The organism is Halothece sp. PCC 7418 (genome assembly GCF_000317635.1).
Taxonomy (GTDB): domain Bacteria; phylum Cyanobacteriota; class Cyanobacteriia; order Cyanobacteriales; family Rubidibacteraceae; genus Halothece.
The window spans coordinates 2,354,535-2,378,718 of sequence record NC_019779.1 but is presented as its reverse complement, the minus strand read 5'-3'; the positions used below and the strand labels follow the sequence as shown (position 1 = coordinate 2,378,718).

At 44.6% G+C, this 24,184-nt stretch carries 24 protein-coding genes; 12 read left to right on the top strand and 12 right to left on the bottom strand.

Annotated elements, in window-relative coordinates:
* Positions 1–40: 40 nt before the first annotated feature.
* Positions 41–1,195, top strand: coding sequence for an ACR3 family arsenite efflux transporter (gene arsB, locus PCC7418_RS10670; protein ID WP_015226191.1), 1,155 nt, complete (start codon positions 41–43; stop codon positions 1,193–1,195).
* 13 nt (positions 1,196–1,208) lie between these two features.
* Entirely contained in the window at positions 1,209–1,361 is a 153-nt protein-coding gene (locus PCC7418_RS20550) for a hypothetical protein (protein WP_171814905.1), read from the top strand.
* Between the two features lie 162 nt (positions 1,362–1,523).
* Here the strand turns inward: PCC7418_RS20550 and PCC7418_RS10665 are convergent, their stop codons facing one another.
* The gene (locus PCC7418_RS10665; protein WP_015226190.1) at positions 1,524–1,850 is read right to left on the bottom strand and encodes a YbjQ family protein; all 327 of its coding nucleotides are present in this window, start codon (positions 1,848–1,850) and stop codon (positions 1,524–1,526) included.
* A 248-nt stretch (positions 1,851–2,098) separates the two neighbouring features.
* Between PCC7418_RS10665 and PCC7418_RS10660 the strand changes: the two genes are divergently transcribed.
* The 7 genes from PCC7418_RS10660 (at position 2,099) to mrdA (ending at position 8,675) form a co-directional block, all read left to right on the top strand.
* Entirely contained in the window at positions 2,099–2,578 is a 480-nt protein-coding gene (locus PCC7418_RS10660; RefSeq protein ID WP_015226189.1) for a hydrogenase maturation protease, read from the top strand.
* Between the two features lie 53 nt (positions 2,579–2,631).
* Positions 2,632–3,105: a pentapeptide repeat-containing protein gene (locus tag PCC7418_RS10655; protein WP_015226188.1), complete on the top strand. Its 474-nt coding sequence runs from the start codon at positions 2,632–2,634 to the stop codon at positions 3,103–3,105.
* Between the two features lie 259 nt (positions 3,106–3,364).
* Entirely contained in the window at positions 3,365–4,531 is a 1,167-nt protein-coding gene (locus tag PCC7418_RS10650) for a hypothetical protein (RefSeq protein WP_015226187.1), read from the top strand.
* 85 nt (positions 4,532–4,616) lie between these two features.
* Positions 4,617–5,672, top strand: coding sequence for a thiamine phosphate synthase (locus PCC7418_RS10645; RefSeq protein ID WP_015226186.1), 1,056 nt, complete (start codon positions 4,617–4,619; stop codon positions 5,670–5,672).
* Positions 5,665–5,892 carry a sulfur carrier protein ThiS gene (gene thiS, locus PCC7418_RS10640; protein WP_015226185.1) on the top strand — a complete coding sequence of 76 codons (228 nt, stop codon included), beginning with the start codon at positions 5,665–5,667 and terminating at the stop codon, positions 5,890–5,892. The genes PCC7418_RS10645 and thiS overlap by 8 nt, the downstream gene beginning before the upstream one ends.
* A gap of 48 nt (positions 5,893–5,940) precedes the next feature.
* Positions 5,941–6,837, top strand: a complete 897-nt coding sequence (locus tag PCC7418_RS10635) for a DUF1517 domain-containing protein (RefSeq protein ID WP_015226184.1) — start codon at positions 5,941–5,943, stop codon at positions 6,835–6,837.
* Between the two features lie 5 nt (positions 6,838–6,842).
* Positions 6,843–8,675, top strand: a complete 1,833-nt coding sequence (gene mrdA / locus PCC7418_RS10630; protein ID WP_015226183.1) for a penicillin-binding protein 2 — start codon at positions 6,843–6,845, stop codon at positions 8,673–8,675.
* Here mrdA and PCC7418_RS10625 read toward each other — a convergent pair whose 3' ends face one another.
* From PCC7418_RS10625 to PCC7418_RS10585, 10 genes are all read right to left on the bottom strand, one after another.
* On the bottom strand, positions 8,676–9,914 hold the full coding sequence (locus PCC7418_RS10625) for an MFS transporter (RefSeq protein ID WP_015226182.1): 1,239 nt from the start codon (positions 9,912–9,914) through the stop codon (positions 8,676–8,678).
* 145 nt (positions 9,915–10,059) lie between these two features.
* The gene (locus PCC7418_RS10620; RefSeq protein ID WP_015226181.1) at positions 10,060–11,487 is read right to left on the bottom strand and encodes an NADP-dependent isocitrate dehydrogenase; all 1,428 of its coding nucleotides are present in this window, start codon (positions 11,485–11,487) and stop codon (positions 10,060–10,062) included.
* Positions 11,488–11,952: 465 nt separating this feature from the next.
* Positions 11,953–13,581: a peptide chain release factor 3 gene (prfC, locus tag PCC7418_RS10615; protein ID WP_015226180.1), complete on the bottom strand. Its 1,629-nt coding sequence runs from the start codon at positions 13,579–13,581 to the stop codon at positions 11,953–11,955.
* A 59-nt stretch (positions 13,582–13,640) separates the two neighbouring features.
* Positions 13,641–14,105 (bottom strand): GNAT family N-acetyltransferase, encoded by a 465-nt coding sequence (locus PCC7418_RS10610; protein WP_015226179.1) that lies wholly within the window; start codon positions 14,103–14,105, stop codon positions 13,641–13,643.
* 194 nt (positions 14,106–14,299) lie between these two features.
* Positions 14,300–14,440: a hypothetical protein gene (locus PCC7418_RS20545; protein WP_015226178.1), complete on the bottom strand. Its 141-nt coding sequence runs from the start codon at positions 14,438–14,440 to the stop codon at positions 14,300–14,302.
* 48 nt (positions 14,441–14,488) lie between these two features.
* Positions 14,489–15,265, bottom strand: coding sequence for an SDR family oxidoreductase (locus PCC7418_RS10605; protein ID WP_015226177.1), 777 nt, complete (start codon positions 15,263–15,265; stop codon positions 14,489–14,491).
* The gene (locus PCC7418_RS10600) at positions 15,265–16,107 is read right to left on the bottom strand and encodes a hypothetical protein (protein ID WP_015226176.1); all 843 of its coding nucleotides are present in this window, start codon (positions 16,105–16,107) and stop codon (positions 15,265–15,267) included. Before PCC7418_RS10600 ends, PCC7418_RS10605 begins: the two co-directional genes overlap by 1 nt.
* A 49-nt stretch (positions 16,108–16,156) precedes the next feature.
* Positions 16,157–16,450, bottom strand: coding sequence for an Asp-tRNA(Asn)/Glu-tRNA(Gln) amidotransferase subunit GatC (gatC, locus tag PCC7418_RS10595; RefSeq protein ID WP_015226175.1), 294 nt, complete (start codon positions 16,448–16,450; stop codon positions 16,157–16,159).
* A gap of 16 nt (positions 16,451–16,466) precedes the next feature.
* A complete protein-coding gene (locus PCC7418_RS10590) occupies positions 16,467–16,988 on the bottom strand; it encodes a photosystem I assembly protein Ycf3 (RefSeq protein ID WP_015226174.1) in 522 nt (173 codons plus the stop codon).
* A 70-nt stretch (positions 16,989–17,058) separates the two neighbouring features.
* Positions 17,059–18,132 carry a RuBisCO accumulation factor 1 gene (locus PCC7418_RS10585; RefSeq protein WP_015226173.1) on the bottom strand — a complete coding sequence of 358 codons (1,074 nt, stop codon included), beginning with the start codon at positions 18,130–18,132 and terminating at the stop codon, positions 17,059–17,061.
* 221 nt (positions 18,133–18,353) lie between these two features.
* Here PCC7418_RS10585 and PCC7418_RS10580 point away from each other — a divergent pair, with 221 nt between their 5' ends.
* The gene (locus PCC7418_RS10580) at positions 18,354–19,646 is read left to right on the top strand and encodes a glucose-1-phosphate adenylyltransferase (protein WP_015226172.1); all 1,293 of its coding nucleotides are present in this window, start codon (positions 18,354–18,356) and stop codon (positions 19,644–19,646) included.
* A gap of 649 nt (positions 19,647–20,295) precedes the next feature.
* Positions 20,296–22,368: an Rne/Rng family ribonuclease gene (locus PCC7418_RS10575; RefSeq protein ID WP_015226171.1), complete on the top strand. Its 2,073-nt coding sequence runs from the start codon at positions 20,296–20,298 to the stop codon at positions 22,366–22,368.
* Here PCC7418_RS10575 and PCC7418_RS10570 read toward each other — a convergent pair.
* Entirely contained in the window at positions 22,365–23,231 is an 867-nt protein-coding gene (locus PCC7418_RS10570; RefSeq protein ID WP_015226170.1) for a hypothetical protein, read from the bottom strand. The genes PCC7418_RS10575 and PCC7418_RS10570 overlap by 4 nt on opposite strands.
* Positions 23,232–23,341: 110 nt before the next feature.
* On the opposite strand from PCC7418_RS10570, the gene PCC7418_RS10565 reads away from it, so the two are divergent.
* The gene (locus tag PCC7418_RS10565; RefSeq protein ID WP_015226169.1) at positions 23,342–24,055 is read left to right on the top strand and encodes a Uma2 family endonuclease; all 714 of its coding nucleotides are present in this window, start codon (positions 23,342–23,344) and stop codon (positions 24,053–24,055) included.
* Positions 24,056–24,184 lie beyond the last annotated feature (129 nt).

Sequence of the window (24,184 nt, the reverse complement as noted above, 5' to 3'; positions counted from 1 at the left end):
TTTGATATATTTAAACCAGCAAACAGCTAAGGCAGACAACATGAGTACCAATCAATCAAATGTCAATCCGAGGGCAGTTCAGGCGGGCGGAAAACTAAGTTTCTTTGAACGTTATCTCACCGTTTGGGTTGCGCTGTGCATTGTTGCTGGGATTATTCTGGGACGAGTGTTTCCCAATATTGCTGTCACCCTCGATAGCATGAGCATTTACCAAGTCTCGATTCCGATCGCGATTTGCCTGTTTTTCATGATGTATCCGATCATGGTCAAAATTGATTTTGGGCAAGCAAAACGAGCAGCACAAACCCCGAAACCTGTGGTTTTAACGCTGGTGGTGAACTGGTTGATTAAGCCCTTCACCATGGTGGTGTTTGCTCAGTTTTTCTTAGGCTGGCTGTTTCGACCTTTACTCTCGGGAACAGAAATGATTCGAGGGGGAGAAATCGCTCTCGCTGATTCTTATATTGCAGGAGCGATTTTATTGGGGATTGCCCCTTGTACCGCAATGGTTTTGATGTGGGGCTATCTCTCCTTTAGTAATCAGGGACATACCTTAGTCATGGTTGCGATTAACTCTCTAGCGATGCTGTTTTTATACGCCCCTCTCGGACGCTGGTTATTAGCAGCAAATAAGCTCACCGTCCCTTGGGAAACCATTGTGCTCTCTGTCCTGATTTATGTCGGTTTGCCCTTACTAGCTGGGGCGGTATCTCGGAGTTGGATTTTGCATAACAAGGGGAGAGAATGGTTTGAAACGGTGTTTATGAAATATCTGAGTCCCGTTTCCATTGCAGCCCTTTTAATTACCCTTGTGCTGCTATTTGCGTTTAAGGGAGATTTGATTGTTCGTAATCCGTTCCATATTTTACTGATTGCCGTTCCCCTATTTATTCAAACCAACTTTATTTTCTTAATCACGTATGTGGCAGCGCAGAAACTGAAGCTCTTTTATGAAGATGCTGCCCCTGCTGCTTTAATTGGTGCGAGTAACCATTTTGAAGTTGCGATCGCGACGGCAGTGACTCTGTTTGGACTAAATTCGGGGGCTGCTTTAGCAACCGTGGTGGGTGTACTGATTGAAGTCCCTGTGATGCTGATGTTAGTCGAAATTTGTAAACGGACTGCGTTTTGGTTCCCTCGCGAACCGGAGAAAGCAACGTTAACGGATCCGCGTTGTGCGCGTCCATTAGGGTAAAGGAGATAGATCGATGAAGCGTGTTATGTTTGTCTGTCGGAAAAACTCAGCGCGATCGCAGATGGCAGCGGGGTTAAGGTCAAAGGTAAAAGGGATAACGGATAGTGCTTCGCGCTGGGGAAAGGAACAAGGAATGTTACAGTTACCTTTTCCCCCTGCCCCCTGACCCTTTTCCCTATAAATGAAGTGGATTTTCATCTGTCAAATACCTGAATCAGTAGTGCTATACCTACCGACGGGATGGTTCAACTCTGGAAATCCTTGATGAGAATGACAATCTGATATAGATACAGCTTTCTGAAGATTCAGATCTATCTTGTTCAAGATTTCACCCGAGTTTAACTGCCGTTCCTGTTGCTGTAATCACCAATAAAGCCCCTTCTTCATCAACATTAATGGTTCCTGTATCAACTTTAATCCCAATGACTGCATCTGCACCCAGTTTTTCTGCTCTTTCTGCAAGCTCTTCTACCGCTTCGTTTTGTCCTTTCGTAAATAGTTTTTCATAGCTTCCCGTCCGCCCGCCAAAAAAGTCACGGAAGCCTGCAAAAAAGTCTCGTAAAGCATTGCTACCATAGACAACTTCTGCTGTAACAACGCCTAAATATTCTTCAATCGTTTGTCCTTGGAGGGTATCAGTGGTTGTAGTTAACATCGTAAGTTTTAGATTCAATATTATTTTTTATTTTAAAAGAGGGCGTTGCTAGATCAAAGTCTGATTTTAGAGATGCGCGATCGCGCTCACCTAATTCCTGACTTGATAAGAATAAATACTCGTTTCCTTGCGATCTTTATATATTTTTCTTAAGCAATTCTATGTTTTATTAAGCTCAGCATACTTTTAATACAACATTCTAAAGGAATTATTAAAATTGAAACATAAGATTCCAATAAAATAAAGCAATGAAACCAACTAAATCTCGTTTAGTAATCGGTTACGGCGATCGCGAGAAATCTGATGAAGGGGCTGGATGCCGAATCGCTGAGATTATTCAACAAAAAGAGTGGAAAGATCTCGAAGGGCTGAGTGTTCCCTATCTTACGCCCAGTCTTTCTTCTATGATGATTCGGGCAAAAACAGTGATCTTTGTTAGTTCTTATTTCTTATTTGAAAAGATGAAACCCGAGATAATCATTAAACATTTTCTTCCAGACCATAAGAGTAATGAAAGCAATATAAATTATCCAGAATCGCCCTTTTCACTCTTGTCTTTTACAGAATCCATTTATAATGAAAAGCCCAATGCTTTTTGGATTTTAATCCCAGCGAAAAATCATCAACAAGGCGATAATTTTTCGACTTCAACCCAAGCAGCAATTCAAGATGCGATTACCTATTTAGTGGATCAACAATCAATCGAAGTATTGCATCCTAGCGGTTGATTTTTAAAACCAAATTAGTTTTAACAATAACCAAAATTGCGAGGTGTACGATAATGAATGCAAATCAATTGTTATATCGAAAAACGCAAGGTGAACGAATTTTTCGTGGCGTTTGCTTACACGAAGTAAATTTAAAGTCCGCTTATCTTGAAGAAATTGACCTGAGTGAGGCTGACTTAAGCAATGCTGATTTGAGCCAAGCAACTTTGTGTCGAAGTAACCTCAGTCGCGCTAATTTAACAAATACTGACCTTAATCAGGCTGATTTACGAAGTGCGAACCTCAGTCAAGTTAATCTGATTGGAGCTAGTTTAGTCGGGGCGAAACTGGGAAGAGCAATTTTGACAGGGGCTGACTTGCGTGGCGCAGATTTATCAGATGCAGACTTGACTGGTGCAAACTTAACAGATGCAGAATTAAGTGGTGCTGTGTTGACTGGTGCAAATATTGAAGATGTGGAATTAGAAAAAGCAGCAACCGAATGTGGTATTTCTCATCAGTGGATCAGTTGGTCAGGAAATTGTTGATTTAGGATTGCTATAGATGAAATTGATGACCTGATCCCCCTCTCCTCGATTAATTTGTAGCCAACATTGATCAAGAAAGATATTATACTTCCCCCTAAATTTACCTCACCAAGCATAGTTAGGGGGATCTGCGTTAAATGATGTTCTACGGGATTTCAGATTTTTACATCTGGACAGTCGAAAAAGTGGTTACATCCCTTCAAATAATTAACCTTTCCCTTTCAAGATAGAAGGTAAAAGTTTGCCCTAAAAGAACATCATGAAAAAAGTAAGGAAGAGCCAGTTTTTAAGGTGGCTCAATTTTACGATCGCGCTTTTCTTGAGTTGGCAATTATTTGATTCACAAGACGCGATCGCGCAAACAATCAATTCTGACGTTACTCAAATTCCCTTAGAACATCGTTTAGAACTTGTCCAAGATTTAGAAAACCGAGAACTTTTAACACCTACCCAAGCCCAACAACAACGAGATTACTATAGCCAAATCCCCGATCGCAGCACACCAAAATTATTACAGCGTGTCGGCGGAATTTTTACCCTGTCTAACGTGATTTGGATTTTTTCTAGCATTTTATTAGTCTTTTCTTTAGGAGGCTTATTCAGTCTTTATTTATGGCCCCTGTTACGATCAATTCCCGCTCTTGTTTATGAAATTATTGCTTATTTAACGGGGTTTGGCATTGTGATTGGAGGGTATTGGTTACAAGCTCCCCTCGGGGAATATATTGCTTTTCCAGGATGCTTAGGATTCATCGGGCTGTGGAGTTTATCCAATTATTTACACCGCAAAACGCTACAACCCTTATACAAAAAATTAGGAACGAATGGTTATTCTGTAGGATGTTTAGTAATGGCCTTACTGTGGAGCGCGATCGCGCTTTTGTATGAAAGTACCGCCATCGGTTTTATTACAATTATTGCTTTAGAAGCCTACTTAGGCTTTTTCATTGCTGCCCAACCTGGAATTTATTTACTGGGCTTTACTTCGCGATCGCTGCTACCGAGAGCCGTCTTGTCTTCTCTAATTTTACTGGTTTTTTATATCACGATTCGTCTGACTGTAATTGACTTACCCTACTTTTCTATTTTTGCGCCTGGTGTCTTATTTGTTGGCACATTTGTTTATTTTCTAGGTTTATTAATTTGGTCATCAAAGTGGTATTCTCGTGAGAAATCAGAATATGCTATTTTACAACCGATTACAATTCTATCAGGCGCGATCGCGCTGTATTTAGGAACAGTGGGACATATTCCACAATTACAAGGAATTGGCGGAACATTTTTCTTTCTTTATGTCATTGAAAAATATTTTGAGCTTCCTTGGTCACAAAAAACAATTGTTTGGGCAACTTTAGGATTATCAACCCTTCTCTTTACTTCCGCATGGATCATGAAACAATATCCTGAGTATTTCCTGTTTATTTAAGGTATCCATCTGTAAAACTTCTCAGTCTGTTTTAATAGGAAAAGGGACTACATTATGATAGAAAATGCTCTCATTGACTTAACTTATGACAGAAAGCAAATACTTATTCTCTTCAGACAAACAAGCCACTTATCGCATCTTAGATGCCAACTTAGATCGCGCCCGTGAAGGCATCCGTATTATTGAAGAATGGTGTCGTTTTGCCTTAGATAATTCCAACTTGGCGCAAACCTGTAAAGCAATGCGTCAAACTTTAGCCAAATGGCATACAGAAGAGATCCATTCCGCTCGTAATACCCCCGATGATTGTGGAACAACGCTTACTCATCCTCAAGAAGAAACCCGAGACAGTCCGCAACAGGTACTACAAATTAACTTAGCGCGGACCCAAGAAGCTCTGCGCGTTTTGGAGGAATATGGGAAACTTTATCATCCCGAAATGGGAAGTGCTTGTAAGCAACTGCGTTATCAAATTTATACCCTTGAAAGTACCCTTTTTACAACTTCTCCTCAAGGAAAACTCGACGCAGCAAAACTGTATCTTGTCACCTCTCCCACGCCCAATATTTTTTCCATTGTGGAAGCAGCCTTGAAAGGAGGACTTCCCCTTGTGCAATATCGAAATAAAGACGCAGAAGACCGCATTCAACTCGAAGAAGGAAAGCAGTTATGCGACCTTTGCCATGAATATGGCGCACTTTTTCTCATGAACGATCGCGCTGATCTGGCTCTTGCTGTCGGTGCAGATGGGGTTCACCTCGGACAACAAGATATTTCGGTTGCAACTGCCCGTCAGATTCTTGGAGCGAATCAGATTGTCGGGAAATCTACCACAAACCCCCATGAAATGTCAAGCGCGATCGCGCAAGGAGCAGATTATGTGGGAGTCGGTCCCGTTTACAAAACCCCAACTAAACCTGGTAAAGCTCCCGCAGGACTGGATTATGTGCGCTATGCAGCCAAACATTGTCCCGTTCCTTGGTTTGCCATTGGGGGCATCAATGCTGATAATATTCAAGATGTGATAGAAGCGCAAGCCAATGGGGTTGCTGTCGTCAGAGCCATCATGTCAGCCCCTGATCCGCAAAAAACAACAGAAAATCTTTTAATGCAGTTTTCTCATTCCCGCAACCATGCCTAACGATACCATTACCCTGACCGTTAACGGCGATCCAGTGAATTGTTCCCCCCAAAGCCCCGTCACTGATGTTATTGCCGAACTCAACTACAATCCGCGTTTAGTTGCCGTGGAATATAACGGAGAAATCCTGCACCGTCAACATTGGTCAGAAACGATCGTGAAAGAAGGAGACAAACTGGAAATTGTAACCATTGTCGGTGGTGGTTCTGGCAAAAATTAAGCATGATCGAAAGTAGATAGTAATCCATCAAAGAATCGAAGCAAAATAATGTTCCAGAATATTTCGTGGAAACGTTTCCTAAAATCCTTTTTTCTTGTCGCACTCGCTTTTATCTTCGTTTTTAGCGATGTTAGTGGTGCTTTAGCAGCCCGTAGCGGTGGGCGTATTGGTGGGGGAGGATTTCGCGCTCCCAGTCGTAGCGCACCCGCACCGAGAGGCGGTAATCGCCCTGGAGGAGGCTTCGGCTTTCCGTTTTTACTGCCCTTCTTTGGCTTCGGCGGGTTTGGTAGTATTTTCACCATCTTGATCTTCTTTGCCATTGCCAACTTCCTCGTGAGAAGTTTCCAAAATGCAGGTTTTGGCGGTGGTGACGGTGTGGCAACTGCCAATCCCAAAGTTACTGTCTCTAAGGTGCAAGTGGGCTTATTAGCCGATGCGAAAGAACTGCAAAAAGAATTAAATGATCTTGCCCAACGAGCAGATACAGGCACCGCAGCAGGTCGTAGCATGGTTTTACAAGAAGCAACCCTTACCCTGTTACGTCATCCCGAATACTGGGTCTATGCCAAAACTGAATCCAATGTTTCCCAAATGGATGCAGCAGAATCGCAGTTTAACCGCTTTGCACTCTCCGAACGCAGTAAGTATAGTGAGGAAACCCTTTCTAATGTGGAAGGACTGTCGAGACAGGAAACCAGTGAAGCTGGAAATGGGGAAGCACCTGCTGAATATATTGTCGTGACCATTCTCGCAGGTATCCAAGGGAAAGTCGATCTCCCCAAAACCAACAGTGCTGATGATGTCCGTCAAGCCTTGCGACAGTTAGGCAGTACGGGAAGTGAAAACCTCTTAGCGGTAGAAGTGATTTGGACTCCCCAAGCCGAAGACGATACCCTATCCAATGATGACCTCTTAGCAGCCTATCCCGATTTAAATCGTCTCTAACCCTTATGGCAACTACCCTTCCTTCTCCCCAACGGAAACATCGCAAACAGGGTCAGAGTAAGGCTAACTTACCCACAGGGAGTCGTAAGCGTAAATCCCGCACCGTGGGACGAAAACTGCGTCCTGCGGTTCTCTTACTTTTGATTACAGCTTTATTGTTGGGGGGAATTGGGTCTCGCTTGGGTTATTTGCAACTGGTAGAAGGAGAACGCAATCGCCAACTGGCGGAAAATAATCGGATTCGGATTTTGCCGAAACCGCCAGTTCGGGGTAATATTTTGGATCGCAATGGCAAGATTTTAGCCGATAGTCGTCTCTCCTACTCTGTTTTTATTTGGCCCCTGGCGAAAACAGAACCGAACTGGAATCATACGGTGAATCAGCTGGCTGAGATTCTAGAAATGTCTGCTGCTGACATTATCAGTCGGGTGGAAGAAGTCCCCGTTAACTCTCCTTCCCTCGTGCGGATTGCCAGAGGATTAACCCCAGAACAAGTAACCGCGATCGAGGAGTATAACTATCAACTGACGGGGGTAGAATTGGATATTGAACCCGTTCGCGATTATCCTCATGGGGAAGTGGCAGCGCATCTTCTTGGCTACACGGGCGAGATTACAGGGGAAGAGTTAGCAGCAGATGAATCTGATGAATATCGCCTTGGAGATATTATCGGGCGCATGGGGGCAGAATCCGCGTTTGAAAGACAACTCCGAGGAGAATGGGGCGGTCAGCAAGTGGAAGTGAATGGTGCTGGGCGCATTATTCGGATTTTAGGGGAAAAAAGCGCGAAATCAGGAGGAAATGTCACGCTAACGCTGGATTTAGAGTTGCAGAAAGCAGCAGAGGCAGCCCTTGGGGATCGAATTGGCGCGATCGTTGCTCTAGATCCTCATACAGGGGGCGTTTTAGCCATGGCAAGTCGTCCCACCTTTGACCCCAATATCTTCTCGGGTCGCATTACCCCCGAAACGTGGCAAAAGCTACAAGCTAAAGATAATCCGTTTGTTAATCGTGCTTTACGAGGGTTTCCCCCTGCTTCTACTTTCAAAATTGTGACAGCAACCGCAGGGATGGAATCGGGACAATATCCCCCTAATACTGTTCTCAATACCTATGCCTACTTAAATGTTTCGGGAGTCCGTTTTGGGGAGTGGAATCGTGCGGGATTCGGCCCCATGGGCTATGTACAAGCCCTGGCTTGGAGTAGTAATACCTTTTTTGGACAAGTGGGTCGGGGCGTTGGCGGAGAAGTATTAATTGATTGGGCGAGACGCTATGGCTTTGGGACCGAAACAACCCTTGAACTTCCTGCTGAAACCTCTGGTTTAATTGCAGATGAAGCCTGGAAACAAGAACGGTTTGATTGGGGTTGGTCTGATGGAGATACGGTCAATATGTCTATTGGACAGGGGTTTACTCTCGCGACTCCCTTACAAGTTGCGGTGATGTTTGCTGTTCCCGCAAATGGAGGCTATCGGGTAAATCCTCATTTACTGAAAACTGATCAAGGCTATCCCCCCAGAAAGGTTTCTATGAACTTAAAATCCAGTACCGTTCGCACCTTACAAGAAGGCTTAAGGGCGGTCGTTTCTGGCGGGACGGGAACCGCAGTCAGAGTCCCTTCTTTACCCCCTGCTGCGGGGAAAAGTGGCACGGCTGAAGCCCCACCAGGGAAGGCTCACGCTTGGTTTGGAGCTTATGCACCCTATAATAATCCAGAAATTGTCGTGGTTGCCTTTGCAGAACATTCTGGTGGCGGTGGTGGATCTGTTGCTGCGCCCATGGTGCGGGAAGTGCTGGAAACTTATTTTAATGGAAATGAAAAAGAGAAAAAATAGTTACTGGTTCACCGCATAGACATCTTTTTCCCGTCCAATGGCAAAACGCAGCGAGTGAGGAACACTTTTGCTCGATCGCGTGACGAATACAATTAAAGCAATTGCAGCTAAACTCACTCCCACTTGGAATAATCCGCGATAGCCTAAAATTTCCGCCAAAGAGCCAATGCCAGGACCCGCCAGAGCAATGCCTAAATCAAATCCGCCAATGGAAAGGGCATAAATCCGTCCCCGTTCGCTAGTGAGTGAGCGATCTGACATTAGCGCGATCATCATCGGGATCAGTGTACCACCGCCTGCTCCTTGCGCGATCGCGGCAATTAAAAATTCTTCAGGGGTATTAGCACTAGCAAGTAAGTACATGGCGACAGTGTACAGACTCAAACTCATGGTAATAAAAATTCCACGCCCATAATAATCAGAAGCCCGTCCCACAAACATCCGCATGGCAAAGCTGGCGATGGCTGAGGTGGTGTAATATAAGCCTGGATTTAAGGCAATGCCTAACTCGCGAACATACAAAGGGAGAAACGTGGTTAACGTGCCAAACACTAATCCCACCATAAATAAAACTGTGGCGGGTGTCCGAATGCGAGGACTGAGTAAAATTGTCCAAAAGCCAGATTGTGGTGTTTCTTCTGTTTGATCTTCGTGAGTCTTTTCGACCTTCCCTTCGGTTACCTGTGAGGCAAATAATAATCCTAAATAACCAGATGCTGCGGAAATAGCAAATAAGACTTCATAACCCACACTCACTTGGAGATAACCTCCTAACGCAGGGCCCACCGCTAACCCCACAGGAACAACTAAACTCATATAACCAATCAGTTCCCCCCGTTTTTCTGGAGGCGACCAATCAACCACAAGGGTACTATAACCTGTGGTAAACGCAGCGATACTAATGCCATGAAACGCCCGAAATGCCATGAGTAAGGGAATCGAATCCACCCAAAGGTATCCTAAGGGGGCGGTTCCCACCACAAACGTCCCAATCATAATCACCAGCTTTCGACTGCGCTGGTCAGAGAGTTGCCCCAATTGCGCCCGAAACAACAACAAACCAATGGCAAAACTGCCCATAACTAAACCCACCTGATGTTTACTTCCGCCAATGTCAGCAATGTAAGCGGGTAAGGTGGGTAAGAGGCTGGTTAAGCTAATCCAGAACAGTAAACCTGATATGGCAAGAATGGTTAGGTTTTTCGTTTGCGTTGGAGTCAGCGTTTTCAGGACGTTCACGTAGGTTACTCCCTCAAAAAAATTTCTCTCTTTAGTTTACTATTCTTAACATTTTCTGTAATCTACTCCGAGGGAGACAAGGTGAGTCGTAGTCGTAGGGTGGGCAGTGCCCACCCTACAAGCAACGTCCTTCTTTTTCTAATCCTTAATCATCAAAGTGATTAATAATAGCTTGAGCAAACTCAGAACATTTGAGCGGGGGATCGACTTTCGGTTCCATCATCCGCGCTAAATCATAGGTAACTTCTTTTTGCGCGATCGCGCTTCCTAACCCTTTTTGGATTAACTGCGCTGCTTCATTCCAGCCTAAATATTCCAACATCATCACCCCAGAGAGAATCAACGAACCAGGATTAACCCGATCTAACCCCGCGTGTTTGGGGGCTGTGCCGTGGGTTGCTTCAAAAATCGCGCAGTGATCGCCAATATTTGCCCCCGGTCCCATGCCTAAACCACCGACTAACGCAGCAGCAGCATCGGATAAATAGTCACCATTAAGGTTCATCGTTGCAAGAATAGAGTATTCATTAGGACGGGTTTGAATCTGTTGGAAAATACTATCGGCAATGCGGTCATTCACCATCACCTTATCTTTCCATTTGCCCTCACCGTGAGTCTCCCAAAGGCTATCGAGAACCCCTTGCACCTCTTGTTTAATCTCTTCGCGACGTTCTGGCGTTACACTATCAAACCCCGGTTCCACTTGACGAGCATTTTCTTCCAAACTCAAATCGGGATTATTCTCTTTGTTTCCCAGAATCCAAGATTCTCGTTCGGTGACACACTCATTACGAAACTCAGTAGTTGCTAACTCATAGCCCCAATCCCGAAACGCGCCTTCAGTATATTTCATAATATTGCCCTTATGTACCAACGTTACTTGCTGCTTATTTTTGGGCAATTGTAGGGCGTGTTTAATCGCACGACGCACAAGACGCTGAGACCCCGTTTTACTAATCGGTTTCACCCCAATTCCAGAATCAAGGCGAATTTGTTTCTTCCCATGTTCGGGAGTATTGGGAATTAAATCTTTATTTAGGATCTCAATTAACTTCTGTGCGGTTTCAGTCCCTTCTTTCCACTCCACTCCCAGATAAATATCCTCTGTATTTTCCCGATAAACAATTACATCGAGGCGTTCAGGATAGCGATGTGGGGAGGGTGTGCCTGGATAATAGCGACAAGGGCGCACACAAGCATATAAATCATTAATCTGACGAAGGGCAACATTCAGCGACCGAATCCCACCGCCGACAGGGGTTGTTAAAGGACCTTTAATGGCAACCCCATATTCGCGAATCGCTTGCAGGGTATCTTCGGGTAAATATTGAAACGTCCCATAATGTTCACAGGCTTCATCACCCGCATAGATTTTGAACCAGTTGATTTTTTTCTGGTCGCCATAAGCCTTTTGAACCGCTGCTTCTAAAACGTTCTGTGTCGCGGGCCAGATATCATAGCCAGTTCCATCACCGCGAATGAAGGGAATAATCGGATCATCAGGAACAATGGGTTCACCATCTTTAAATGTAATCTTGGTTCCAACACTAGGAGGGGTAATTTTTTCGTACATTTTCGCTCGACACTAACAGATAATGCTCAATATACCAATTCTCGGACTGGCGATGGACATTTTTAATTTTTGTTGTTTGTTCTTCGTTGTTTGTTCTTTGGGAAATTAATTAGGGTCTGCTGAAAAAGTGCGCGATCGAGCGAAGCTCGGTGACCCTTCGGGTCAATCGAGGCTAACCATCAGTAAGTAAACCATCGATCGATACACAGTCAAATCTGACTCCGTAAAAAATCCACCTGTTGAATTGATTAAAATATATGATTATATCAATTATAATAGAGTTTAATCGAGAAAAAGCTCGGTTTTTCCAAAAAAGACGGGGCAATCGCTGTTACCGATGATTTTCGCTGGCACTCCCGCTATAGCGCTACTTGAAAAGGGAAAAGGTAATCGATGACTTAGTTTTGAGATTTCGATCTCTCAAACACCTAAACGAGTAGCACTAATAAACAGTTAAAATGAGATTTAAACATCGGGTTCTAAGCCCACGCCTACGGGTGCAGTGGCACTTAACTTCAGTTCGGGATGATCCCCTTGAATTTGATCTAAGTTCCATTGATTTTTAAACAACAGAACGGGGCGTTCCCAGATATCTTTAACGGTAACGGTGTTAAAGAGTCGTCCTGCTTTTTCTAGGGCTTCCCAGCCCCCTGTGACCCAACGGGCGACTTTATAGGGGAGCATTTCGAGGCTCGTTTCTACCCCATACTCATTTTCCATCCGATATTGGACTACTTCTATTTGCAGTTGTCCCACAGCAGCGAGAATCGGATCGCGCTTGCTTTCATCTTTGGAATACATGATTTGAATCGCCCCTTCTTCCCGTAGTTCAGTCACGCCTTTGTGGAATTGCTTAAACTTGGAAGGATTCGGGTTTTTCAAATAGGCAAAGAGTTCAGGGGAAAAGCAGGGAATCCCTTCATAAACCACTTTTTTCCCTGCATAGACGGTATCGCCAATGGCAAACATTCCAGGATTATTTAAGCCAATTACGTCCCCTGGATATGCCTCATCAATCGAATCGCGGTCTTGGGCAAAGAGTTTTTGGGGACGAGACAGACGGACGCTTTTGCCTGTACGAGCATGATTGACACTCATATCCTTTTCAAATTTTCCGGTGCAGACCCGAACAAAGGCAACGCGATCGCGATGTTTTGGATCCATATTGGCTTGGAGCTTGAACACAAACCCTGTAAAGTCGGGATAAGTGGGATTCATTTCTCCTCGCGACGACTGATGCGCTTCTGGCGGTTGAGCATATTCTAAAAAGGCATCTAAAAATAACTGTACCCCAAAGTTTGTCATCGCACTCCCAAAGAACATCGGTGTGAGTTCCCCATTATGAATGCGTTCGAGATCAAAATCTGGCGCGACTTCTTCAATAATTTCAATTTCGTCTTTGAGTTGAAAGTAGAGATCTTGGTCTAAAATCTCTTCTATTTTCGGATCGCCCAAAGAAATCACTGTTGTTTCTGCTTGAGTGCTACCATGAGCCGTGCGCTGAAATAAGTGTATCTGTTGACTGCGACGGTCATAAACTCCCTTAAAGCGATCGCCCATGCCAATGGGCCAATTAACTGCGTAGGTTTGTAAGCCTAATTCTTGTTCGATTTCGTCAATCAGTTCCAGGGGTTCTCTTGACGGACGATCCATTTTATTGGCAAAGGTAAAAATAGGCAGCGATCGCATCCGACAGACTTCAAACAGTTTGCGGGTTTGGGGTTCTAGCCCTTTTGCTGCATCGATCAACATCACCGCATTATCCGCAGCAGCTAGCGTCCGATAAGTATCTTCACTAAAATCTTGGTGACCTGGGGTATCTAAGAGGTTAATCTGAAAGTCTTGATAGTTAAACTGCAAGACTGTAGAAGTAATGGAAATCCCCCGTTGTTTTTCTAGTTCCATCCAGTCGGAAGTCGCTTTTTTTTGCGCCCGTTTCGACTTTACTGCGCCTGCTTGATGGATCGCGCCTCCATAGAGAAGCAGTTTTTCGGTGAGAGTGGTTTTCCCTGCGTCAGGGTGAGAAATAATGGCAAAGTTGCGTCGAGATTCAACGGCAGTTTTGAGTTCTTGTTCGAGGGGAAGTGTTGACATGGGTGAGTGATTTGTTATTTGGAAAATGGGGACTTTTAAGATTTTTGACCTAGCTGTAGTTAAATGGTCTCCTGATTATTAATGATTAATTCTTGTGTAGCGATATGGTGTTGGGGAAAATCGTGATTATAGATAACCATAGTTGTTGTCTGATTTTCCTGAAAGCCAATTTGTTTATAAAAGTTTTGTTGATAGGTCGTCATTAAATAAACTCGTTCCACATTACACAGACGAGGATGAGCGAGCATCGTTTCCACTAAGGTACTTCCTAACCCAATGCCTCGATATTCTGGATGGACGACAACATCCCAAATTGTAGCGCGATAAACACAGTCTGTTGTCGCCCGCGAAAAGCCAATTAAGCGTTCTCCTTCCCAAACGGTAATCACGGGGTTACTATTGGCAATTGCGATGGCTAACCCGTCTTGGCTACGTCCTTCTGCCCAAAACGCGCAGAGATTGAAGAGATTTTGCAACGTCGCAAGGTCTATTTTATCTGGGTCATCACAAAATTGAATTTGCATCTTTGTTATTTGTTATTTGTTCTTTGTTATTTGTTATTTGTTATATGAAATACGCAAATGGTTGCTACAAATTAAGTGGTCTAACGATCCCCCCTTCGCCCCCCTTATTAAGGGCCAGAGCAAAGCGTGAGGATTGGGGGGATCTGGTGTAGCAGGATTTTTTGGATTCCATATTATTTGATGCAGTAGAAACATTATCCTATAAGTTCTGCCATTAACTGTTCTGGAGTTATTGCTTGACATTCACCTTGAGCAAACTCCTGTTGAGAGGTTTGAACTAACGTTTCTTGATCTTTAATGGGGAGTTCAGTTGCTGCTGCGATTAGTTCATGCACTTGTTTTTCTGTGGTCTTATCTATGACCGACTCCTGATCAATTTTACTTTATTCATTGCGTCGATGCACCATGGTTGCGCCACTTTGATCGGTGGGGATGACTAGCATTTCACTGATGTTAACGTGAGGGGGACGAGTGGCACAAAAGTAAATCACATCGGCGATATCTTCTGGAGTTAGGGGGGTTAACCCTTGGTAAGTTTTGGCTGCTTTTTCCGCTTCCCCGCGAAAGCGCACTAAACTAAATTCGGTTTCTACTAAACCTGGATCAATACAACTCACGCGCACAGGTGTTCCGAGTAAATCTTTTTTTAAGCCTTCTGAAATCGCGCGGACGGCTGCTTTCGTGGCACAATACACATTCCCTTTGGGATAGGTTTCATGTCCTGCAATCGAGCCAATATTAATAACATGACCCTTTCCTCGTTCGACCATCCCTGGGGTAATATAGCGCGTCATGTAGAGTAAGCCTTTGATATTGGTGTCGATCATCTCTTCCCAGTCTTGGATTTTGCCGTCTTGGAGGGGATCTAACCCACGACTTAGCCCTGCATTATTGATCAATATATCAATGTTTGACCATGCAGGAGGGAGGGAAGTCATCGTGCGTTCAATGGTGGCGCGATCGCGCACATCAAAAGGCAATAAATAACACTGCGTCCCATAATCTTCTTCTAATTCCGCAGCCAGTTTTTTTAAGGTTTCTTCCCGACGCGCATTGAGAATTAACTTGGCTTTTCCCTGAGCAAATAGTTTGGCACAAGCAGCCCCAATCCCGCTACTTGCACCTGTAATCAAAACAATTTTATCTTCAACCGAATCCATCAATCTTCCTTAGAATTCAACAATCCAGTCGTTGCTGGAACAATATTAAGCCGTTGCGAGATTAAAGTCATCCCATTATCCCGAATGATGATCGCGGAAAGCCAACGTTGTCCAGGGGTATTAGGTGCTTTTCCTAAGCGATAAATTCCCCCTGCGGGTAAGATTTCTAAATCTAAGTTACGTGGGCTGAAATAGCTCTGAACAGTAACCTCTTCTTCCAGTGCGGTTCCCATTAAGATATCATCACCAATGGGTTCTTGCACAATGACATCAAAGTTAAAATTCTCTCCTGCTTGCACCTGATGAGGAGCATTGACGTTGACTCGGGGGGCATTGTCTCCAATATAAACTTTGGATTGTTCACTGAGCATTTCTTGGGCAACAATTTGATTATTCTGAATTTTTTGGCGCGATCGCAGCGTTGCTTCTAAAAAGACTTCTCGCCCTTGTGCGTTTCGTAAACCCCGAATCCGAGTTATCGTTTCTGCAACCAGTGTATTTCCTTGTTTTTCCCAGCTTTGGAGTTCAATTTGATAATCTAACTGATCATAGCTTTTCCACAGTTGCTCTAGTTTTTGAGCCAATGCTCCCGTATCTAAATTTGATTCCGTGGTAAACTCAGGGCTATAAGCGGTGCGAACTGTTGCCATATCTTCGTTATTGGCAGCCGTTTCCAATTGATTGAGCAATTGCGTTAACGTTTTCGGGGCGGTGTTGGCGGGTGCAGCTTGGGCGAGTTGAGAAGGAAACAATAGCGCGATCGCTGCGACTAAAGACCATTGCGGTAGTTTTTTCAAGAAAGAATCGAGCATTGGTTTATTTTCTAGGATGCGATAGGTCATTAACTGCTCGTATCCCCTTCCTGATCAGAAAGGGGATTTAAGGAAAGTGTTACTCGTCACTACTCATGATTTGTGGCACACGGAAGAAGGTATCTTCACGCTCTGGGGCTTGATCCAATAGGGCTTCCTGTTCGGAGTAAGGGTAGCATTTATCTTCTCGCGTGATATTGCTGACATCGATCGCGCGAGTCGTTGGGGGAACATCGGTGGTGTCTAACTCGTTCAGTTGTTCCACATATTCCAAAATACCACTGAGTTGAGTTGTAAATTGTTGTTCCTCTTCTGGTGTTAACTCCAACCGCGCCAGATGAGCAACTTTTTTCACTTGTTCAAGATCAATCATCGTTAAGTCATTCAGTTTAGAAATAAACGTCTATATCAGACCGACCCGTGGTTTTTAACCAATTTTGCGCTTCAATATAATTATTGGGAGCCAGTCGGATCGCATCTTTCCAATATTCCGCAGCCTGATCAAAGAAAGCCTCTGCTTCTTCTTCTCGCCCGTCTTGTTTCGCCAAATCTCCTTGATGATGGTAAATCACCGCGATATTGTTGAGGGCTTGGGGAAGACGAGGATTAACTTCAATGGCTTCTTGGTAATACTGGAGAGCTTTTTCGTACTCACCGTTACTGGTGTGAATCAAGCCTATATTGTACAAGACATAGCTGCGATCGTTGGGATCTTCTTCCAGTTTAAGAGCTTCATGATAGTTGTCTAAAGCCTCTGCATATTCCCCATCAGACTGCGCTGACATTCCATCTCGGTAATAGGTGAAGGCTTCTTTCGATTGTTTTCCCGTTGGCAGCATCTTTAAAATCAAGTCTGCCATGACTGTAAATGACTTATCAATAAAGTTATCGTTGCGTTGAGTCCGTGGCATAGGGTTTTCAGGTATGATTAAGCAATCTTTCTTTTTATTTATCTTATCGAAAAGTTGAAGTGAACTTCGGTTATTCTTCGATTTGCCAACTTTGCGCGATCGCGCCTTCATCAACAATTCGTTTCGGACGTAAAATTAAAATTAGTTTTCCTAACAGTTCCTCGTTGGGAGCTTGTTCAAACCATTGCACCGCTAAACCTTCCCCTTGCGCCACCAGAAAGTAACTGTGGAGATACCACTCTCGATCAGCGCGATCGACGACTAATAATAACGGTTCATTCGCCAGAGTGTCTGATTTTGGCAGTTCTTCCCGAGTACAGGGTAGCGCGATCGGATCTCGAGCAGCACAAATCATTTGCCATCCTGGAAGCGCCACGCAATCGCCTTCTCCAGAAAGTTTAGTCACGCTAAAGAGACCTTTGGCTTCAGGTTGGGAATAATTCTGAAACTGAGCAGCAGAAATCTTTAAACTGGGAGCAACAGGGAGAATGCGAGGGAGTTCTTCTTCTTGTTCAAGACGATAGAGGGGTAATTTGGGCGCAGGTGTCGTGGGGACAACAGTAAAATCGCTGAGGAGGCTTTCGATTTTTTCTCTGGCGGTGTTTGACTCCACATAGCGTAATCCTTGAGCAATGAGGCGCGATCGCGCTTGTAAGTCCTTTTTTCCCCGCGCCAGTTTCCAATAATGATAAGCCACTGCATCCCCTGCGGTATCGGTAAATCCTTCGGGAAGCGAGCGTAAGTCAGAAAAATCCTTAATCGCCTTTGCGATATCATGGGCTTGGGGTTGGGTTAGATTCTTCTCCACCGCCAGCGTGGCTGCTTGGGCGCGTTCTTTGGGCGGTAAAACCCGAAACTCATACAGAATATCACTTCCCCCGTTGGTGAAACGAGTTTTTACGGGGTCTTCTATGCCCACTTGCAACAAGCTATCATAAACTTGTGCAGCAACAATCACTTGATTTTGGTGAATCGGTTCAAAACCCGTCCCTTCAAAAATCGTTTGCGTATTGTATCCCGCTTTCTGTAGCTGTTGACAGGATTTTCCCCACTCCACCCAGTTTCCTTCTTTTTGACGGAGTTGTCGAAATAATTCTTGGGCTTGTTCTTCCGAGAGAGAAGAGGCTTGAGACTGTTCTGGCATAAGTTTCTATTTAGACGCTTTCCTATCGTCTTTATAGCATTTCTTACTCTGTTGAAGCACAAAACGAGTTACCAAATAACGAAGAACGAAGAACGAAGAACAAATAGGATAGTAAAATTTCCCTCTTTCCAGGTTTACCGCAGAGTCCTACACTTTAGGGAGAAAGGTTTCTATAACAGAAGTTCTTTCCGAGACCCTCTTTCCGCCAGGGAGAAATTTTTATGAAAAGAGTTTTAAGTATCATTCTCGGTGGGGGTGCGGGTACACGCCTGTATCCTTTAACTAAATTACGCGCCAAACCAGCCGTTCCCCTCGCTGGAAAATATCGCCTGATTGATATTCCAGTAAGTAACTGTATTAACTCAGGTTTGGAGAAAATTTATGTGTTGACTCAATTCAACTCAGCTTCTTTAAACCGTCATATCAGCCGAACCTATAACTTTTCTGGCTTCACCGATGGCTTTACGGAAGTTCTCGCAGCCCAACAAACCCCACAAAGCCCAAATTGGTTTCAAGGAACAGCAGATGCAGTTCGGAAGTATCTCTGGCTGTTTCAAGAGTGGGATGTGGATGAATATCTAATTTTATCGGGTGATCATCTTTATCGCATGGACTATGATAAATTCATTCAGCATCACCGAGACACCAATGCGGATATTACGCTCTCTGTCATTCCCATTGATGAAAAACGCGCCAGCAGTTTCGGCTTGATGAAAATTGATGATTCGGGACGAATTATTGATTTCAGTGAGAAACCCAAAGGCGATGACCTCCGCAAAATGAAAGTGGATACAACGACTCTCGGGCTAGATGCTGAACAAGCGCAACAAATGCCTTATATTGCTTCTATGGGCATCTATGTTTTCAAGAAGGAAGTCTTAGGGGAATTATTACAGGCGAACCACGAACAAACCGACTTCGGGAAAGAGATTATTCCAGGTGCTGCGCCAAATCATCGGGTACAGGCTTACTTATTTAACGGCTATTGGGAAGATATCGGAACCATTGAAGCCTTCTATAAAGCCAACTTGGGCTTAACCATGCAGCCCGAACCGCCGTTTAGTTTTTATGATAAGGATGCGCCGATTTATACCCGCGCTCGCTATCTCCCACCGACGAAGCTGTTACATTGCGATGTCACTGAATCCATCATTGGCGAAGGCTGTATCCTGAAAGAATGCACCGTTAGCAATTCGGTTTTAGGAATTCGGACACGGATTGAAAAAGGCTGTTCGGTTGAGAATAGTATGATTATGGGCGCGGATTACTATGAATCTCATGCGGAAAGATCCTCTGGCGGTCGTCAGGATAATCAAATTCCCATTGGGATTGGAGAAAATAGTAAAATCCGTCGCGCGATCGTGGATAAAAACGCCCGTATTGGTAAAAATGTTTTAATCATGAACAAAGATCGGGTAGAAGAAGCCAATCGAGAAGATGAGGGCTTCTATATTCGCAGTGGAATCGTCGTGATCCTCAAAAACGCAACGATCGCTGACGATACTGTGATCTAGACTTGCTTGAGATAGCCACCATCAAGATTATTCCGAGACGGGGGAAGTTGTGCGCTTCCCCTGTTTGTTGATTAAGAGCAATCAAAGTTTCATGATACAATAGCAGTCAGTCTAGGTTTTGCTACCACGCTGAAGGTTCAATACTAATGTCGTCTTCGACAGGGTTTTAGACCCGTGATATAAGGATGAAGCAGACTCCACTATCGATTAGGATTTTGTTAGATTTCCCAAACTTGGTCCGTAATGCGATGTGAGTTAGGCTTGCTACCCTGAGAAAAGGTTTCTATTCAACAGAATAGTAACTTACTGTCAATCTGACGTTTCTCCATTGATAATGGGAAAACGTTGATTTAGAACATCCCATTGGAACATCAATTTCTGTTGTCGCTTGTGGCGTATCTCAAACTGAGATAGTAAAACTTCATTGGTTAGACCAATAGCTGAAACGATTATTAGCATCCAACCATTAGCCTAGTGTTCTCTAGGTTTTATAATTCTTTACTTGTTGCTGGTATTGGTAACAAGGTATCAACTCACAGGTGATTTCGTGTGAACCTGTAGTTCAAGTACTACTCCCTCCTTGACCTGATGTTGCGGGGAGATGAGAAATGATGAATCAAAAATAATGCAAGAAATTTGAGGGAATTGAATGCCAAAACAAATTATTATTGCAGAGCAACACCACACTGCTGCAATTTTTTCAGAAAATCTGATTGAAGAGATGGTGATTGCCACAGGAAATCAACAAATTGGCGATATTTTTCTGGGCGTTGTCGAAAATGTTATTCCAGGTATTGATGCAGCTTTTGTTAATATTGGCGATGCGGAACGCAATGGGTTCATTCACGTTACAGATTTAGGACCCTTACGCTTAAAGCGCAGTGCGGGCGCAATTACTGAGTTAGTGACTCCCCAACAAAAGGCGTTGGTTCAGGTGATGAAAGAGCCAACGGGAAACAAGGGGCCTCGACTGACAGGGAATATTAGCTTACCTGGACGCTATTTGGTACTCATGCCTTACGGACGAGGGGTTAATCTCTCCCGACGGATTAAAAAAGACAGTGAACGCAGTCGCCTCCGTGCTTTAGCGATTTTAGTCAAACCTGCAGGAATGGGCTTGTTAGTCCGCACCGAAGCAGAAGGACAACCAGAAGAAGCAATTATTGAAGATTTAGAAGCCCTGAAACAACAGTGGGAGTCGATTCAACAAGCTGCAAACACCGCCCGTCCTCCCGCTTTGTTAAACCGTGATGATGATTTTATTCAACGGGTTTTACGGGATATTTATACGAGTGAAGTGAACCGCATTGTGGTTGACTCGAATATTGGCGTTAAGCGGGTGAAACAACAACTCGCCAGTTGGAATGGCGGAAAGTTACCCAATGGTGTTTTAGTGGATCATCACCGAGAAAAACAGCCGATTTTAGAGTATTTTCGGGTCAATGCAGCGATTCGAGAAGCCCTGAAGCCGAGAGTGGATTTGCCTTCGGGCGGGTATATCATTATTGAGCCAACGGAAGCTCTAACGGTGATTGATGTTAACTCTGGGTCGTTTACACGCTCAGCAACGTCTCGGGAAACGGTACTCTGGACAAACTGTGAAGCAGCAGTAGAAATTGCTCGTCAGTTATTGCTACGGAAGATTGGCGGGGTGATTATTGTGGATTTTATTGACATGGACTCCCGTCAGGATCAAATGAAGGTTCTGGAATATTTTGAACAATCCCTGAAGAAAGATAAAGCCCGTCCGCAGATTTCTCAACTCTCGGAGTTAGGATTGATTGAGTTGACCCGTAAACGCCAAGGACAAAGCCTTTATGAGATTTTTGGACAAACTTGTCCCAGTTGTGGCGGGTTAGGTCATTTAGTGCATTTACCAGGGGAACAAGAAGCGGTTGCTGCGGTTTCTGTCTCGGGGATTCCCTCTCTCCCCAGAGTATCGACCAAAGAGACTCAGGAAAAACCAGTAGAAGCGTCTCCAACTCCCTCTATTCCTTATTCTCCCCCAGAAGAAAGTTCAGATTTGGAGTTAGTGAATCATCCCAGTTATCAAGAGTCGAGTGCAGATAGTGTGACTCGTCGTCGCCGTCGTCGTACCATTGAGCCACCGACGAAAGCAGACTCTAGTCCGAAACCGAAAGTCAATAATGGGGTGAAAGGAACAAGTAAAGAGTCCGATTCTAGTCAAAAGAATGGAAAAGATACAAGTAAGGAGGTGAAAACGAAAGCTGGAGCGCGATCGCCGCAACGAGAAGAACCGAAGAAAAAAATTGCGGTGGAAATGACACCGCTAGAACAGGATATGTATGCGCTGATGGGGTTATCGCCGTTAGTACGGTTAGATGAAGATGTAGATCGACGGAAAACACTGGTTTACGCCGTAGCGCCAGGAGAAAAAAGTTCAGAAACCAACGGTCAAGAGGGCAATATTGAAACCAAAACACCTGATAATGGTGACAAGGTTACTGAGGAGAAGACAACTGAGGAAACAGCAGCAACGGTCAATGCGGAAGCCTCAACCCCAGACGTGACAACGGAAACGGTAGAACCAGAAGCGACCTCGGAAGAAGTCTCTAGCGTTTCTGAAGCCCCAGAGCAAACACCCCCCACGGAAACTCAAGCCGAACAGACTGAAACTCAATCTGTATCCACAGAAGAACCCCCGCAAGAGCAAAAGGTGGTTCGTCGCCGTCGTCGTCGCTCTTCTGCAAGAGAAAATTAAGCGCGGTTGTCGGGAGAGGAAGGATTATCTCGTTGGAGGATGACCATTTTCTCTCCCACCACGGGGCTACGGGCTAAGAGTTTTCCATTAGGAGTGGTGAGAACAAGGCGGGTAAAGTCGAGTTGGCGCGATCGCGCAAGCATTTCTTTGGAGAGTTCATCCTGACGCGCATCGGATAACTCAAACCACTGATCACTCACTGCAATAATCAAACGCCCATCTCGGAAGTTCGCCTCAATCGACTCAATTAAGCCTTCCGCATAACGGGTTGTGATTTCTGAAACTTGTTCCTGAATCGCAGCAATTAAACTTTGTTCTGGCGTTAATTCGGGTTCGGGTTCTTTTTCTTCTACAGGTTCTGAGGGTTGTTCGGGAGTAATCTCAGGTTGCGGTTCTTCTCTCGTTTCGGGTGGCGGAATCGGGGCTTCTGGCTTCTCAGGTTCTTGAGACACCTCTTCTTCGGACGGTGATGAGGGAGTGGAAGAGAACAACCCTTCTGGGATAATCGCAACCGCACCCCAAACCACAGCAAGACTCGCGCCTACTAAAAGGGTCGTCAGGAGAAAATCAGGGAGAGATTGCAAAAGAGGAAACTTCGTTCTCACCTGTCGTAAAATCTTATCCCAACCGCGCAGTTCCTCGGTTTCGGCTTCCAGTTGACCTGCTTCGGGAACCGTTGTTTCTGTCGCAGCTTGCGCTTCTAGTTTTTCAACGGTACTTTCCAAACGGGTAATTATTCCGCGCAAAACCCGAATCGTCAGCCCTGTGAAAAAACCGGGTTTCGGTTGTTGGGGGTCTGGCGTTTCCGATTGAGTTTCTGGGGTTGGGGTTTCTTCTGAGGGATTGTTGTTTTCTTCTGTCATTCCAAATTCTCCGACATCACCACCGATGCTTCAATCACTGTATCATCAAGGCTGACTTCCTTTGTAGATTGCTCCTATAATTTAAAAAAAGCAAAACGCCGGAACGAGCCATGACATCAGTTGTTCCCACGCCAGACATTACTCCTCCTCCCACCCAAGATGAACTCCCTTGTGATGATGGTATCCCCATGGAAAGCCAACGCCACAAAATGCAAATGGATCTCCTTCTCGATACCTTGCAATTTTGGTTAGACCAGCGCGAGGATGGTTACATTAGCGGGAATATGTTTGTTTACTTTAGTACCCGCCAAATTCGTAATCAAGACTTTCGCGGTCCCGATTTTTTTGCGGTGGTTGGCGTTCCCAAAAAAGAACGGAAAAGCTGGGTGGTGTGGGAAGAAGGACAAGCCCCAAATGTGGTCATTGAACTCCTATCAGACAGTACCCGTAACGAGGATAAAACGTGGAAAAAAGAGATTTATCAAAATCAACTGCGTGTTCCTGAGTATTTCTGGTACGATCCCTTTAATCCTGAGGATTGGGCGGGTTTTTATCTTAAAGGCGGTGAATATGAACCCTTAGAACGCGATCGAAACAACCGCTATATTTCTCATGAGTTAGGACTGGCTTTAGTACAGTGGTTTGGGACGTATAAAGATGTGGAAACGGTCTGGTTGCGTTGGGAAACGTTAGAGGGTGAATTACTTCCCACGGAACGCGAGTTATCTCAGCAGGCGCAACAGCAAGCTCAGCAGGCGCAACAAAAAAATGAAAAACTGGCTGCTAAGTTGCTAGAGTTGGGAATTGATCCTGATGAACTATAGCAGTTTTCACTCTTAATTTGTTATTTGTTATTTGGAATATCAGTTACGGTGGTTAACTATGAACTATCTAGGGCGTAGCCCGCGTGAAGCACTATAAACATTCACCAACTTGCTTTGTACTTTAAAAAA